Origin of the sequence: Lysinibacillus macroides, from assembly GCF_001281525.1 — a bacterium.
Classification (GTDB): Bacteria; Bacillota; Bacilli; order Bacillales_A; family Planococcaceae; genus Lysinibacillus; species Lysinibacillus macroides.
Genome location: NZ_LGCI01000010.1, coordinates 612,474 through 627,825, shown reverse-complemented (window position 1 = coordinate 627,825; position 15,352 = coordinate 612,474). Strand labels below are relative to the sequence as shown.

The following is a 15,352-nucleotide window of genomic DNA, read 5'->3' as shown; positions in this document are numbered from 1 at the left end:
GCAACACTTCTTTTTTTCTGTGCGAAAGCGAAGCGACAGCAACACTTCTTTTTTTCTGTGCGAAAGCGAAGCGACAGCAACACTTCTTTTTTTCTGTGCGAAAGCGAAGCGACAGCAACACTTCTTTTTTTCTGTGCGAAAGCGAAGCGACAGCAACAAAATAAGTGTTAAAATTCCCCTTTTTTCAGAGAATGCTATTATCTAAAATTTTGCTTTTTAAGTGATTGGGCATCCTCTGTTAATTATTCTTCATGATCAAAGTAATTTAGAATCCCCTGATAAATGCCAAGTGTCGCTTGCTCACGGAATTTAGCAGTTGTAATAACTCGTTCCTCGCTGGAATTGCTTAAAAAGCCTAATTCAACGAGTACAGCTTTTTGTCGATTTTCACGTAGCACTAAAAAATTCCCTTGCTGTGTGCCACGATCCCTTAAATCAAGCTTACTAGCAAGTCCTCCGTGAATCGCCTCTGCAAGCCCTTTTTGGTTGCTATTCATATAATAGGAGGTAAAACCATTAATAGAGCTATCGTCAGTTGCATCATAATGAAGACTAATAAAGGCATCTGCTTCATATTGATGGGCAATGGATACACGTTTCCGCAGTGCCACATATTCGTCAGATTCCCTCGTCATCACAACATTTGCACCAGCAGCACTTAACTTGGAAGCAAGAAGTGTAGCTGTTTTTAAGGTAATGTCCTTTTCCTCTGTGCCTCGTTGACTTGTTGTACCGTGGTCATTTCCACCATGACCAGCATCCACCACAATGGTTAAGCCATTAAGTGTGCCATTTTTACGAGGCTCCGCCTGTTCTTTTTGGGAGGCGGTTGCTTTATTGGCACTTGTTGTTACAACCCAATTGGCAACAAAGGCAGTGCCATTGTCTAATTGTATTTCGTAGAACTCATTTTTAACACCTACAATTGGATACGTTTTACCTGCTTCTACACGTTCCAACACATCAGCTGCTGTCGAGGCATCCGTTCGTAAGTTTGTCCCATTATAAATGATTGTGACTGACTCCAAATCCTTGGAGGAGGAGGTTTTAGATGTACTCTTGACCTTATTTGAAAATGTGCCATAAAAGCTATAGACCCATCCTGTTTTTTTGTTGTTGTACTGAATTTGTACCCAATTATGCTCATGTGCAAGTACTTTAAAGGCTTGACCTTTTGTCGCAGTGCCAACTTTTTTTGCATTTAAGTCTGGTTTTTTACGCACATTCAGCGTGTCCACTAAAATCGTAAAGGTGGTATCTTTGTTAACAGTTGGTGTTGATACTTCCACAGTATTTTCTTTTGAGTCTGGCTTTTGTTCTTTTTCAGGACTGTCGTTAATGGTTACATAATCTTTGGAAACCCAGCCAGTTAGCCCATTCCAATCAATTTTAGCCCATGCGTCATTTTCTTTTAGGAGATTTGCTTGATTACCTGTAGAAAGCTGACCAAGAACAGCTGAAGAGATATCTGGCTCTGTTCGAATATTTAAACGATCAACCTGTGAGATAACCGTTTTATCAATGCGTTGTGTAGCATCTGTAGAAGTTGTTAGCCAGGAGGCAACCCATCCTTCATAATTTCCAGCTTTTACTTGAATCCAATCACCCTCACGACCAATAGAGGTTAAGGGATCACCTTCTTCCAATGTCGTAATAATAGGGTAGGACAATCCAGGTCCCTCGCGTAAATGAAGAATCGTACCAGCTACTTTCAGATCGCTAGTATCAGCAAATGCACTTTGCATATAGCTCTTATTTGGAAACACAATCGTTACCATTAGTATGAAAATAATAATACTATGTAAAATTTTTTTCCTCATCAGATTCCTCCTATTCCTAGTGTTATTTTATCATGCTTGAGTAAAAGAATTCGTGGTAAAAAGGTAATGGAAATTGTTATTTTCGTAGCTGTTTTATGAAAAATACAAAAATGGTTGACATTGGCCAGCCTAGTGACTAACATAAAGGGTAATCGAAAAATGATTAATCGCTTATGACCAAGCAAGTAGCGTATACCTCTATTGGAAAAGAGAGGGAAAGACTTAGGCTGCAATCTTTCCTACAAAAATGTATAATGCGAACAACACTTGAGAGGCTTTTTTCTGAAAAGTACGGCTTAGTAGGAAAAAACGGAATCGGCCGTTATCCGATTACGAGGAGGACACATGCTATTATTTGTGTCAACTAGGGTGGAACCGCGGAAGCTTATTAGCTCTCGTCCCTTGCAATAGTGCAAGGGACGAGAGCTTTTTTGATTTGCTCAATTTGGAGGAGAGTACGCTCAAAGGCAATGGAAAACCGCTCAATTCAAGGGAGAATTTGCTCAAAAGCAGTGGAGAACCGCTCAATCCAAGAGGAAGCTCGCTCAAAAGTAGTAAAGAGTTGCTTAATTCCAAGGAACCCCTGCTGCATCATAAGCAATCTATATAGGAGGGAATTACATGAGTTTTAAAGTGCCACGAGGGACACAAGATATTTTGCCAGGTCAATCGGAGAAATGGCAAAAGGTTGAAGCGATTATTCGTGATATTTGTCGTGTTTATCGCTATAACGAAATCCGTACACCAATTTTTGAGCAAACGGAGTTATTTGCACGTGGTGTTGGTGAAACAACAGATGTTGTGCAAAAAGAAATGTATACATTCGAGGATCGTGGCGGCCGTTCATTAACATTACGACCTGAAAATACGGCTGGTGTTGTACGTGCTTATGTCGAACATAAAATGTTTGGTGCTCCAGACCAGCCTGTTAAACTTTCTTATTTAGGACCTATGTTCCGCTATGAGCGTCAACAAGCTGGACGTTATCGCCAATTTGTTCAATTTGGTGTAGAAGCTATTGGTTCAGCAGATCCTGCGATTGATGCAGAAGTCATCGCTCTTGCGATGGATATTTATGAATCAACGGGCTTAAAGGATTTAAAATTAGTGATCAATTCGCTTGGTGATAAAGTTACGCGTGATACACACCGCACAGCTCTATTACAACATTTTGAGCCACATATTCATGAGTTCTGCACAGATTGCCAAAATCGTTTGCAAAAAAATCCATTACGTATTTTAGATTGTAAGGTGGACCGTGAGCATCCATTAATGCAAACAGCTCCAGCATTAACCGATTTCCTTACTGAAGAATCAGCTACGTATTTTGCTCAAGTGAAAACGTATTTAGATACACTTGGCATTACATATGAGGTTGATCCAAATCTTGTAAGAGGCCTTGATTATTATAATCATACGACATTTGAAATTATGTCCACAGCGTCTGGCTTCGGTGCGATTACGACGCTTTGTGGTGGGGGACGCTATAATGGTTTAGTGCAAGAAATTGGTGGTCCAGATGTACCAGGGATTGGTTTTGCCTTAAGCATCGAACGTCTGCTATTAGCACTTGAAGCAGAGGGTGTTGAATTAGATACAGCATCAGGACTAGATGTTTATCTTATTGCAATGGGTGATGAGGCGAAGCAGAAGGCTGTAGAATTGACAAGCACATTCCGTGCAAAGGGTCTGGCAACAGAGATGGATTATTTAGATCGTAAAATGAAGGCACAAATGAAATCAGCGGATCGTCTGGGAGCAAAATATACAATTGTTCTTGGTGAAACAGAGCTTGAAGAGCAAGCAGCGGCAGTGAAGCATATGGAATCTGGAGAGCAGCACAAAGTGGCGTTTTCAGAATTAGTGAACTATTTATTGCAACAATCATAAAAAACAGAATGAAAGATATTTTGGAGGAATATAAACATGGCTACAAGAACACATGCTAGTAACGAGCTATCAGAAGCGTTACAAGGTGAAAAAGTCGTATTAAAAGGATGGGTACAGCGTCGTCGTGACCTTGGTGGTTTGATTTTTATTGATTTACGTGATCGTACGGGTATTACACAGGTCGTTTTTAGTCCTGATGTTGCAGAAGCCCATGCATTAGCAGATAAGGTGCGTAATGAATATGTGATTGAAGTCGAGGGAACAGTGCTCCTTCGTGCTGAGGACCAAATTAATCCAAATGTTCCAAACGGAAAAATTGAGGTTGAGGCAACAAAATTAGTTGTGATTAATACAGCAAAAACAACGCCATTCCAAATTGAGGATCGTACGGATGTATCAGAAGATCTACGTTTAAAATATCGTTATCTTGATCTGCGTCGTCCAGTGATGTTTGATACATTTAAAATGCGTTCGGATGTTACACGCACAATTCGAAACTTCCTGCAACATGAGGGCTTTTTAGAAGTAGAAACGCCAATTTTAACAAAATCAACACCAGAGGGTGCGCGTGACTATTTAGTGCCATCACGTGTCCATGAGGGTGAATTTTATGCATTACCACAATCCCCTCAATTATTTAAACAATTATTAATGGTTGCTGGCTTTGAAAAGTACTTCCAAATTGCGCGCTGCTTCCGTGATGAGGACTTACGTGCAGATCGTCAGCCAGAGTTTACACAGGTGGATATTGAAACAAGCTTCTTAACACAGGAAGAAGTATTAGAAATGAACGAGCGCTTAATCCAAGCGGTTATGAAAGAGGTAAAAGGCATCGATATCCCTGCACCATTTCAACGCATGAAGTACCAAGAAGCAATGGATCGTTATGGTTCAGATAAGCCAGACGTACGCTTTGGCTTAGAACTAGTGGCATTAAATGATATTTTTGAAGGCTGTAACTTCAAAGTATTTGCCGATACGGTTGCACAAGGGAAACAAGTAAAAAGTATCAATATTAAAGGTGCAGCTGACAACTATTCTCGTAAAGATATGGACGAGTTAACAAAATTTGTGGGTATTTACGGCGCAAAAGGTCTTGCTTGGTTAAAGGTGACAGAAGAAGGGTTAAATGGCCCGATCGCAAAATTCTTTGATGAAGCGCTAGCAGCAGCTTTGATCGAACGCATGGGAGCAGAAGTTGGCGATATTCTAGTGTTTGTAGCGGATAAAGCGTCCGTTGTAGCCGCTTCCTTAGGGGCACTACGTACGAAATTAGGACAAGATTTAAACCTAATCGATGAATCACAATTTGCCTTCCTTTGGATTACTGACTGGCCATTATTCGAATACTCTGAGGAAGATGGACGCTACTATGCAGCACACCATCCATTCACACGTCCGTTTGATGAAGATATAGCATTAATGGACACAGACCCTGCAGCAGTACGGGCACAAGCATATGATATCGTTTTAAACGGCTACGAACTTGGTGGTGGTTCATTACGTATTTACGAACGTGACCTACAAGAGAAAATGTTTGAATTACTTGGCTTCTCAGACGAAGAAGCACAAGCCCAATTTGGCTTTTTATTAGAAGCATTTGAATATGGCGTGCCGCCACATGCTGGTCTTGCCTTTGGTCTCGATCGCTTCGTTATGCTATTAGCAGGACGTACGAATTTACGCGATACGATTGCATTCCCGAAAACAGCTAGTGCTAGCTGCTTACTGACAGAAGCGCCAAGTGAAGTATCACCTGACCAATTAAGCGAATTAAGCTTAGCTATCAAATCATTTAAAAAATAAGCGTTATTACAAAATACCTGGATTTTCTAGCAAAAATTGTTGGGAATCTAGGTATTTTTTGTGTTTTTTAAAAAAAGAGAGCTTATTAGAGAAAATCGTTTGAATTATCAGAAAAGAGATGTTATGATAACTGTAATACGAATCCTGATGTGTTTGTCTAACTGCTAACACTACTTCACAGTTTTGACCGAACATTATTAAATTGGGAGCCTATATTTTATGGTGGCAAACATGCCCCAGTGCATGGGGACGTTTAAGACGATAAAGCGGGCACCCACCTGCAAATTGCGGGTTCAAAACAAATGTTTCTTGGCATTACGGCACAATCGGGATTCGTCCTATACATACAATGTAAAAGGAGCTATGTTCAAGCTCCTTTTTTATGCTTCTTTGAAAACCATTCGCTAACCTAGTAGAAAAATGTTAAGAATATATGGGGATTCCTTTTTATTTTTATGAAAGTAACCTATAATTGGAATAGAGAAAGAATACTTGTTTCATAGCGTTTTAGCGCGCTAATTATAAAGCGTTAAACAAAATTAAAAGAATAATGGATCGACATGTTCCGTGGAAATAACAGGGTATCAGATATGACATACAGGGCAATAAGGATGGTGCAAGTGTTGGTAGAGAAGAATTCTCCTATACCTATTTATATACAAATAGAAGAGATTATTAAACAACGAATTGATTTAGAAGAATACAGAATTGGTGAAACCATTCCTTCAGAACGAGAGCTATCCCTACAATTTAATGTAAGTAGAATGACTGTTCGCCAAGCGATTACGAACCTTGTGAATAGTGGTTTATTGTACCGAGAAAAAGGAAAAGGTACCTATGTAGCGAATCCTAAATTAGAGCAACCTTTACAAGGGCTAACAAGCTTTACAGAGGATATGCGTGCAAGAGGTCTGGAGCCAAGTAGCCAAGTATTGCGTTTTGAAAAAATAACCCCGCCAGTGGATATCGCAAGAGACTTAATGATATCACCTGAAGAAGAGGTATTTTTTGTCGTGCGAATTAGAAATGCGGATGCACAACCGATGGCTATTGAAAGAACGTATATTCCTGTCAAAATATATCCAGAGCTAGATGAGCAGCAATTAATGGGTTCACTTTATGCATTAATTGAAACAACATCTCATCAAAGGATTGGGAATGCCATTCAACAAATGGAGGCGGCGATTGTCTCTAAAGAGGATAGTAAGCTATTACAGATTCATCAAACAGCGCCTGTGTTAATTATTAAGCGTACAAGCTATTTATCGGATGGTAAGCCTTTTGAGCTTGTGCGTAGTACGTATCGAGCAGATCGCTATAAATTTACAAGTGAAATTAAAAGGTGATAAGATGCATGCATATTTTTCTGAAATTGAAAAGTTAATCCAGATTGTCAAGAAGCAGGAGGCAGCTTGTCTTCATGAAGCGGCTCAAATTATTGCACACCGTCTGCAAAAGGGAGGCATTCTTCAATTATTTGGCTGTGGGCATTCTTATCTGTTAGCACAGGAGGCATTTTATCGTGCAGGAGGTTTAGTGCCTGTACGTCCGATTTTTATTGAACCTTTAACATTGCAAGCGGGAGCATTAACCTCATCTAAAAATGAACAGGACCCAACCATTATTGAACGGTATAGGGAACAATTTGACTTTCATGAAAATGATGTGTGTTTAGTGATTTCAACCTCTGGCAGAAATGCAGCCCCTATCGATGCGGCATTGCTTGCAAAGGATGCAGGGGTATTTGTGCTATCTCTCCAGTCGCTGGCCTATAGAGAGCAGCCAACACGTCATCATAGCGGACAACGACTAGAAGAGGTAGTCGATCTTGTGATCAATACACATATCCCAATTGGTGATGGTATATTACATAGATATAATCTGCAATATGCGCCAGCCTCAACGGTGATTGGGTCACTCCTCTTAAATGCACTGTTTAGTGAAGTTATTGAGAAAATCGCGACAACTTCAACAACATTACCTATTTTTACTAGTAATAATGTGGACACAGATGGCTCGCATAATGAGACAATGATGGCAAGTTATCAGCATCGCATCAAATTCACATGACAATGGAGACATTATGAATGAAAAGAATGTACAAAATTACTACATCAGAGGGAGTTCATGCAAGACCTGCGGCATTGCTTGTGGCTGCTGTAACGCCGTTTGAAAGTAATGTTGATTGAACGCATAATAATAGGACAGTCAATCTAAAGTCCATTATGGGTGTGATGTCATTAGGGGTAACACCAGGTAGCATAGTAGAAATTGCTGTGGATGGAGCAGATGCTGAAACGTTATTGCAAACTGTGACAGAGCTAATGGTGTCTAAGAAAATAGGGGAAGAATGTTAAAAATCCTTTTAAAATAGAGGGAAAGCGTACAAGCTGAAAGGGGATAGATGGATGTAAACACGAATCCATTTATCTCCTTTTAAATTTTTACTTGATAAATAACGTGATAAAATGTAAGATAGGCTTGCTTTATCTTAGTGCCTAACTAGGTTTAATCATAACATTTCATAGATGGAGAGTGTGTCAGAATGTTACATCAGTTTTCACGTAACGAGCTCGCTATAGGAACAGAGGGTCTCGAGAAATTAAAAAATACTACAGTAGCCGTTCTTGGTATAGGGGGTGTGGGCTCATTTGCTGCAGAAGCATGCGCAAGAAGTGGCATTGGTCGCATTATTTTAGTGGATAAGGATAATGTAGATATTACGAATGTTAATAGACAATTAGTAGCGTATCTTTCTACAATCGGCCAATCTAAATCAGCGATTATGAAAGAACGTATTGCTGACATTAACCCAGCATGTGAAGTCATTGATATGCATATGTTTTATACAGAGGAAACATATGAGGAATTTTTTGCACAGGGCATTGATTATGTGATCGATGCTAGTGATACAGTGATGTATAAAATTCATATTATGAAAGAATGTTTAAAGCGTAATATTCCCATCATCTCTAGCATGGGTGCAGCAAATAAAATGGACCCTACACGCTTCCAAATTGCTGATATATCGAAAACGCATACAGACCCTTTAGCGAAAATTATTCGTACAAAGCTACGCAAAGAAGGGATTCATAAAGGTGTAACAGTTGTATTTTCAGATGAAAGTCCAATTGTTGTGCGTCCAGATGTTGTTGAGCATGTAGGGAAGCCTGATGCGGCGATTCGTAAAGCAAAGATGCCGCCCTCTTCCAACGCCTTTGTGCCATCAGTGGCAGGTTTAATCGCTGCTAGTTGGGTTGTGAACACGATTTTAAAAGAGATAAAAATTACACGTGTACAAGGTTAATCGTGTCGAAAAAATAGCTGCCTTTCCTATCTTTAGGCAGCTATTTTTTGTATGCTACAATAAAAGCATTGTAAAAAGGGGGCATTTGTAAATGGAGAAAATCTATCAAATGGAATATAAAGGCTTAAATCTTTTCGATGAAATTAGTACAGTAGAGCTGGCGATAGATGAAGCACAGCAAACGATACATATTTTCGATGTTGGACAGGTTGTCAGCCCTATTTTTAACTTTGATGTATCTGCCTATGAATTATCAGATGGCTTTTATCAAATGGCAGATATACTTCGACATAAACGAATATTAACAAATCAACAAACAGCTAGTGATATAACACTTAGTGAATGGCTCATCCAAAATTGTGCTTATTTTTATAGTCCAAAGCAACGTATAAAAAAATATGCACAGGGGAGCATTTTAGAAATAATTGATCGAACAAAGGATTTAGATCTTTTCGATGATTATGTACAAAGAATATAATTCTATCAAAATAGTTCGCCTCATGTATATAAAATGCTATTAATTCACGAAATTGTCTTATTTTTTTCATGTCTACCCTTATTTATTTAGTTTATTGCTATAATTTGAGTGATGCCGATGGATAATCGATCAATTTGTTTTGGATGCGCAAAGCTACTCAGTGAATAGCCATGACGTTAAATAACAAATATTCTATGGGAGAGTGGAAAAATGGAAATTCAAGTAATTCGTGACCATTTAGATATTGTGAAACTTCAAGAGAAAATGAATACCATTGTATTTGATTATTTGGATACCTCTAATAATTATCCAAAAGCGATGAGAGAATTAAATCCTTTATATAAACAAGCGACAACTTTTTATAAGGACTATGTTGAGAAGCAGGCAGGAGAGTTACCAAGTGCGAATACGTATTGGCATTTGTTTATCGACTGCTATGCAAAGCTATGCTATTTTTTAGCTATATCAATGTATTATTCATCCAATGCCTTGCAAAAAACGCCTGAACAAGTGGAGCAGTTATTAAAAGTAGCAGCCTATTCGCTCCCAAATATTGATCAGGAAGAGAATGACCAGTTAGTAACAACTATTTTTGCTCTTTTGAAGGAAGTAATGGAGGATGAAGAAAAAGTGGCAACAATACGCCATGAAGTTCTTGCCCAAAAGGGTGATACGAAGCAATGTCTTCTTCAGCTTAAAGTGTTTGTTGACCATGAATTAACATTTGCTTAACCAATAAAGGACGATTTATTTTTGCCTGTAGCCTATAAGAATCTATGTGACTTCTGAGATTAAATTTTATTTTTCTACACGTTTTGCTGTTGAAAAATTTGATTGCTGAAGCTTCATAGATTCTTTTTATGGTGTAAAAAGTAAAAAGCCAAAAGGTATTTATGATTTTTTGTCGAATTATAGTTAAAAACAGGTAATTTATCGGATTAAGTGTGAAGGAGGCTAGACAATGTTTGTAAACGGTATAGAAATAGATATAGCAAATTTAGAAAAACCACTATTACTTGTGAGTGAGGAAGATGAGCTTTTATTTCAACGACTACTACAACCGACGATTGAGCATCAGCTTATTCAATGTCAATTAGCACTCTCTACAAGAAAATCCATTTCATTGGTCAAGGATGTTTGGCTGGCTATGTACAGAGATCGAGAAAATTTATATATTAATAGCGGTCACGCCATGTTATATCCTATTCGCTTAATTTTATTTGAACTAGTGACGCAAGCCGAGTATTTCCAGCGTTTAGCGAAAAAATCGCGTGGTGATGAATGCCTTTCCTTTATGTATGCAGTTATTCTTTTACAATTTGTGTTGCAGTGGCTGAAGGAACGTTTTCGTGATAATCGAGAGGTCTATAGCACATTAAGATTACTATATCGAGTGAGCGATGATGAAGTACGTCAAGAGCCCTGTTTTGAGACAAGAGAGCAAAAGGTGGCACAGGCTGTAGCGGTTAAAGCTATTCGCTTTGAAGTGCGGGAACATACGCAAGAATTTACAAGTCTATTGTCTCAATCGTATAAATTAATTGCATTTTTGCATAGTAAGCTACGTGACGAAGGTGGAGAAGCAGCAATTTTGCCATCACTTCGCAATATAGCAGAGACATTAAATCGATTTTATAAAGACCGCTACACAACACATAACCCAAGCTTTACAGGATAAACGGTTTCTTTGATAAAAAGTAACATCACTTTCTTTAAGTGATGTTACTTTTTATGTTGATGAAAGGATTTAAGCTTTTCGTAGATGCCTGCCATACGTTTTTCCTCACCAGCAATAACAGGTTGATAGAATTCTGTTCCTACAAGTTCGTCTGGTAAGTATTGCTGGTCTACCCAACCACCAAACGTGCCAATCGGTGTGTGATGTGGATACTGATAGCCAACATGTCCTAAATCTTTTGCACCCCCATAATGCGCATCTCGCAAATGATGAGGAATATCACCTGTTTTGCCTTCGTGAATCGCTGCAATCGCTGCATCAATTGCTACAATCGCTGAATTCGATTTTGAGGCAAGGCACATTTCAATAACGGCATTGGCAAGCGGTATACGTGCCTCTGGTAATCCTAAGCGCTCTGCTGCTTGTACCGCAGCTAACACATGAGGACCAGTAGCAGGGTTGGCAAGACCAATATCCTCGTATGCCATCACAAGTAAACGTCTGCTAACAGCGACTAAGTCACCTATTTCTAATAAATGGGCTAAATAATATAGGGCAGCATTGGTATCACTGCCACGTACAGATTTTTGCAATGCAGATAGTAAGTTATAAAAATGCGAGCCTTTCTTATCACCATAAACCCCAATCCGACTACTAAGGTGTTCAATAATATGATCTGCTGCAATGGTTTGACCATCCACTTCGTCACTCGCATAATAAATGGATTCTAGTAAAGTCAATGCCTTTCGTGCATCTCCATTCGCAGCTCCAGCAATCAACTCGATTTGCTTCTCTGTTAAGGCAAAATGATATTTACCTAGCCCACGTTTGTCATCAGCAAGGGCCTTTTGAATAAGCGCTATAATATTTTCTATTGTTAACCGTTTAAGTTGATAGATTTCTCCACAGCGCGAACGGATAGCGGGGTTCACATCATGATAAGGATTTTCTGTTGTGGCGCCAATTAACACAATCGAACCATTTTCAACATGGGGTAGTAAAGTATCTTGCTGAAGTTTATTGAAGCGGTGAATTTCATCTAAAAAAAGAAGGACTTTCCCTGAGATTCTAGCTTCCTGTACAATATCTTCAACATCTTTTTTACCTGCTCGCGTTGCATTCAGAGCAAAGAAAGGGAGCTTTGAGCTACCTGCTATCGCATTGGCAATCGATGTTTTACCGATGCCAGGTTCCCCGTAAAGGAGCATAGAAGGTACATGTCCATTGTGAATCATTTTATAAAGCGCTGTAGTAGGTCCAATAAAATCCTGATGACCTACTACTTCATCAAGGGTTAAAGGACGCATACGAAAAGCAAGTGGTTCATTGTGCATAATCATTCCTCCTTTCAGCCGATTATAAAATGCTTCTGTGCGAAAATAAAACATTCGTGTTGATAGCTAAACGGCATTTATTAGTATATCATATCCTTCGAAGTGTATTTCCGAGTTATTCAAGAGGAGATTATGATATACTGTTGGTAGTATTTTTGACTAGACTAATTGAGGGTGATAAAATGAAGATTTCAACAAAGGGCCGTTATGGGCTAACAATTATGATTGAATTAGCAAAGCATTACGGGGAAGGTCCTATTCCTTTGCGTAAAATTGCGGCTGAAAAGGAGCTTTCTGAGGCATATTTAGAGCAATTGGTATCACCGCTTCGTAACTCGGGCTTAGTAAAAAGCGTACGTGGTGCTTATGGTGGTTATATGCTTGCGAATCCACCTAGTGAAATTTCTGCAGCACATGTGATTAGCGTATTAGAGGGACCAATTCAACCAGTAGAAGGTATTGAAAATGAGGAAGCACCACAACGAGAACTATGGCTACGCATTCGTGATGCTGTAAAAAATGTGTTAGATACAACAACGATTGAAGATTTAGCACAATACACAGAAGAGAATGTTGTTGACGGCTATATGTTCTATATTTAAAATGTTCAAGGCGCTGCTCATAGCTTTATTCTTTGCATTAAATTTACAATGAGCACGATAGCTTCAGCGCTTTTTATCAAAAGGAGTTTTCAATATGAATTCACATATTTATCTCGATCATGCAGCTACATCCCCAATGAATGACCAAGTAATAGCAGCGATGACGACAGCGATGCATCAAGTATTTGGCAATGCATCAAGTATTCATGGGGCTGGTCGAGAGGCACGGAAATATTTAGATGATGCTCGTGAAGTATTAGCTCAGTCTATTGGGGCCAAATCAGGAGAAATTATCTTGACAAGTGGTGGCACAGAGGCTGATAATACAGCGATTATAGGAACTGCCTATGCTCGGGCTAAAGAAGGCAAACATATCATTACAACACAAATCGAGCATCATGCAGTATTGCATACTTGTGAAAAGCTTGAGCGTGATGGCTTTGAGGTAACTTATTTACCAGTAGATCAAACGGGACGTGTAGCAGTGGAGGAAGTACAAAAAGCGCTGCGCGAAGATACGATTTTAGTGACAATTATGTATGGGAATAATGAGGTTGGCACCCTTCAGCCTATTGCTGAAATCGGGGAGCTATTGCGTGAGCATACAGCCACATTCCATACAGATGCAGTGCAGGCTTATGGTTTAGAGGCGATTGATGTAGCCACATTACAGGTAGATTTATTGAGTGTGACTGCTCATAAAATGAATGGTCCTAAAGGCATTGGCTTCCTTTATCAAAAGGCAGGAACACCTCTGGCAAGCTATGCATTAGGGGGCGCACAAGAGAAGAAACGTCGTGCAGGTACTGAAAATATTCCTGCCATTATTGGCTTTGCGACTGCTGTGCAAGTGGCAAATAAGTTGCGTGAAGAAAAGCGTTCACTATACAATCACTTTAAGCAGATGATGCTTAATATTTTTGCACAAGAAAAGTTAATGTTCCATCTAAATGGGGATAGGGAGCATGCATTGCCTCATATTTTAAATATTAGCTTTAAAGGGATGGAAGTGGAATCCTTTTTAGTGAATCTCGATATGGCTGGTATTTGTGCATCCAGTGGTTCAGCATGTACAGCAGGTTCCATTGATCCATCACATGTGCTTGTTGCGATGTTTGGTCAGGGGGCAGAGGAGCTACGCAATTCCATTCGCTTTAGCTTTGGACAGGATTTAACGGAAAAAGATATTCAAGATGCAGCTGAAAAAACAGCTAAAATTGTGCAAAGACTAGCTAAAAAATAATCGTAAAGCATTATAGCAATTAGATAAAAGAAAAGGTGACCACAATGAAAGAAACACGTGACCCCTCACAAATTCGTGTTGTCGTTGGCATGTCAGGTGGGGTAGATTCTTCGGTGGCTGCATATCTCTTAAAACAGCAAGGGTATGAAGTCATCGGGATTTTTATGAAAAATTGGGATGATACAGATGAAAATGGGGTTTGTACAGCAACAGAAGATTATGATGATGTGATAAAAGTGTGTAATCAAATCGGTATTCCATACTATGCGGTTAACTTTGAAAAGCAATATTGGGATAAAGTATTCTCATACTTTTTAGAAGAATATAAGGCAGGACGTACACCAAATCCTGATGTTATGTGCAATAAAGAAATTAAATTTAAAGCCTTTTTAGAGCATGCGATGAGCCTTGGCGCAGATTATTTAGCGACAGGTCACTATGCGCGTATTGATCGTAGTGGTGATGGTGAGGTAAAAATGTTGCGCAGTGTCGATGACAACAAAGATCAAACATACTTTTTAAACCAACTATCACAGGAGCAATTAGCACACGTGATGTTCCCAATTGGCGATATTGAGAAAAAAGAAGTACGTAAAATTGCTGAAGAAGCAGGTCTTGCAACAGCTAAGAAAAAGGATTCAACAGGTATTTGCTTTATCGGAGAACGAAATTTCAAGGAGTTCCTGAGCCAATATTTACCTGCACAGCCTGGTAAAATGGAGACAATGGATGGGGTTGAAATGGGTCAACACGATGGTTTAATGTACTATACACTTGGACAACGACATGGTCTTGGTATTGGTGGAGACGGCGAGCCATGGTTTGTGCTAGGGAAAGATTTAGCCCGTAATGTGCTACTTGTTGGCCAAGGTTTTGACAATCAGTATTCGTATTCTACCTCATTAACGGCTGTGAAAATGAACTATACTTCGACAAAAAAATTGCCTGGGAAATTTTCTTGCACAGCAAAATTCCGTTATCGTCAAACAGATACGCCAGTAGAAGTTGAAATTTTACCAGATGGTCGAGCACATATTACATTTGCAGAGCCTGTTCGTGCCATTACACCAGGACAAGCTGTTGTGCTCTATAATGGAGAAGAGTGTATGGGTGGCGGAACAATTGATGAAGTGTTTAAAAGTAATGAAAAACTAACATATGTTGGATAATTTGCGTTTAGACTGCTTTTACTGC

The 15,352-nt window shown here is 39.2% G+C and carries 13 protein-coding genes, 1 other RNA gene, 1 pseudogene and 1 other annotated feature; of the genes and pseudogenes, 13 read left to right on the top strand and 2 right to left on the bottom strand.

All coding sequences use genetic code 11. The features are described from left to right. Window positions 1-242: 242 nt before the first annotated feature. A complete protein-coding gene (locus tag ADM90_RS17865; protein WP_053996268.1) occupies window positions 243-1,820 on the bottom strand; it encodes an SH3 domain-containing protein in 1,578 nt (525 codons plus the stop codon). Between the two features lie 164 nt (window positions 1,821-1,984). After that, window positions 1,985-2,226 (top strand) — a binding site (T-box leader). A 215-nt stretch (window positions 2,227-2,441) separates the two neighbouring features. Between ADM90_RS17865 and hisS the strand changes: the two genes are divergently transcribed. The 10 genes and pseudogenes from hisS to ADM90_RS17815 all read left to right on the top strand — a co-directional run bounded on the left by hisS (window position 2,442) and on the right by ADM90_RS17815 (window position 10,979). Next, window positions 2,442-3,710, top strand: a complete 1,269-nt coding sequence (gene hisS / locus ADM90_RS17855; RefSeq protein ID WP_053996266.1) for a histidine--tRNA ligase — start codon at window positions 2,442-2,444, stop codon at window positions 3,708-3,710. A 36-nt stretch (window positions 3,711-3,746) separates the two neighbouring features. After that, window positions 3,747-5,516: an aspartate--tRNA ligase gene (gene aspS, locus ADM90_RS17850; RefSeq protein WP_053996265.1), complete on the top strand. Its 1,770-nt coding sequence runs from the start codon at window positions 3,747-3,749 to the stop codon at window positions 5,514-5,516. 138 nt (window positions 5,517-5,654) lie between these two features. Then, window positions 5,655-5,853: non-coding RNA, 6S RNA (ssrS, locus tag ADM90_RS24025), on the top strand. A gap of 286 nt (window positions 5,854-6,139) precedes the next feature. Then, window positions 6,140-6,862, top strand: a complete 723-nt coding sequence (locus ADM90_RS17845; protein WP_053996264.1) for a GntR family transcriptional regulator — start codon at window positions 6,140-6,142, stop codon at window positions 6,860-6,862. A 4-nt stretch (window positions 6,863-6,866) separates the two neighbouring features. After that, window positions 6,867-7,586 (top strand): sugar isomerase domain-containing protein, encoded by a 720-nt coding sequence (locus ADM90_RS17840; protein ID WP_053996263.1) that lies wholly within the window; start codon window positions 6,867-6,869, stop codon window positions 7,584-7,586. Between the two features lie 17 nt (window positions 7,587-7,603). Then, a pseudogene (locus tag ADM90_RS17835) lies at window positions 7,604-7,873 on the top strand (HPr family phosphocarrier protein). A gap of 188 nt (window positions 7,874-8,061) precedes the next feature. Beyond that, complete coding sequence (locus ADM90_RS17830; protein WP_053996262.1) at window positions 8,062-8,823, top strand: tRNA threonylcarbamoyladenosine dehydratase; 762 nt, start codon at window positions 8,062-8,064, stop codon at window positions 8,821-8,823. 91 nt (window positions 8,824-8,914) lie between these two features. Continuing rightward, a complete protein-coding gene (locus tag ADM90_RS17825; protein ID WP_053996261.1) occupies window positions 8,915-9,301 on the top strand; it encodes a hypothetical protein in 387 nt (128 codons plus the stop codon). A gap of 210 nt (window positions 9,302-9,511) precedes the next feature. Then, window positions 9,512-10,033, top strand: coding sequence for a hypothetical protein (locus ADM90_RS17820; RefSeq protein ID WP_053996260.1), 522 nt, complete (start codon window positions 9,512-9,514; stop codon window positions 10,031-10,033). A 229-nt stretch (window positions 10,034-10,262) separates the two neighbouring features. After that, window positions 10,263-10,979 carry a hypothetical protein gene (locus ADM90_RS17815; RefSeq protein ID WP_053996259.1) on the top strand — a complete coding sequence of 239 codons (717 nt, stop codon included), beginning with the start codon at window positions 10,263-10,265 and terminating at the stop codon, window positions 10,977-10,979. 44 nt (window positions 10,980-11,023) lie between these two features. Here ADM90_RS17815 and ADM90_RS17810 read toward each other — a convergent pair whose 3' ends face one another. Then, a complete protein-coding gene (locus ADM90_RS17810; RefSeq protein WP_053996258.1) occupies window positions 11,024-12,313 on the bottom strand; it encodes a replication-associated recombination protein A in 1,290 nt (429 codons plus the stop codon). A gap of 182 nt (window positions 12,314-12,495) precedes the next feature. On the opposite strand from ADM90_RS17810, the gene cymR reads away from it, so the two are divergent. The 3 genes from cymR (at window position 12,496) to mnmA (ending at window position 15,327) form a co-directional block, all read left to right on the top strand. After that, window positions 12,496-12,915 carry a cysteine metabolism transcriptional regulator CymR gene (gene cymR, locus ADM90_RS17805; RefSeq protein ID WP_053996725.1) on the top strand — a complete coding sequence of 140 codons (420 nt, stop codon included), beginning with the start codon at window positions 12,496-12,498 and terminating at the stop codon, window positions 12,913-12,915. A 94-nt stretch (window positions 12,916-13,009) separates the two neighbouring features. Further along, window positions 13,010-14,158, top strand: a complete 1,149-nt coding sequence (locus ADM90_RS17800; protein ID WP_053996257.1) for a cysteine desulfurase family protein — start codon at window positions 13,010-13,012, stop codon at window positions 14,156-14,158. A gap of 44 nt (window positions 14,159-14,202) precedes the next feature. Further along, the gene (gene mnmA, locus ADM90_RS17795) at window positions 14,203-15,327 is read left to right on the top strand and encodes a tRNA 2-thiouridine(34) synthase MnmA (RefSeq protein WP_053996256.1); all 1,125 of its coding nucleotides are present in this window, start codon (window positions 14,203-14,205) and stop codon (window positions 15,325-15,327) included. Window positions 15,328-15,352 lie beyond the last annotated feature (25 nt).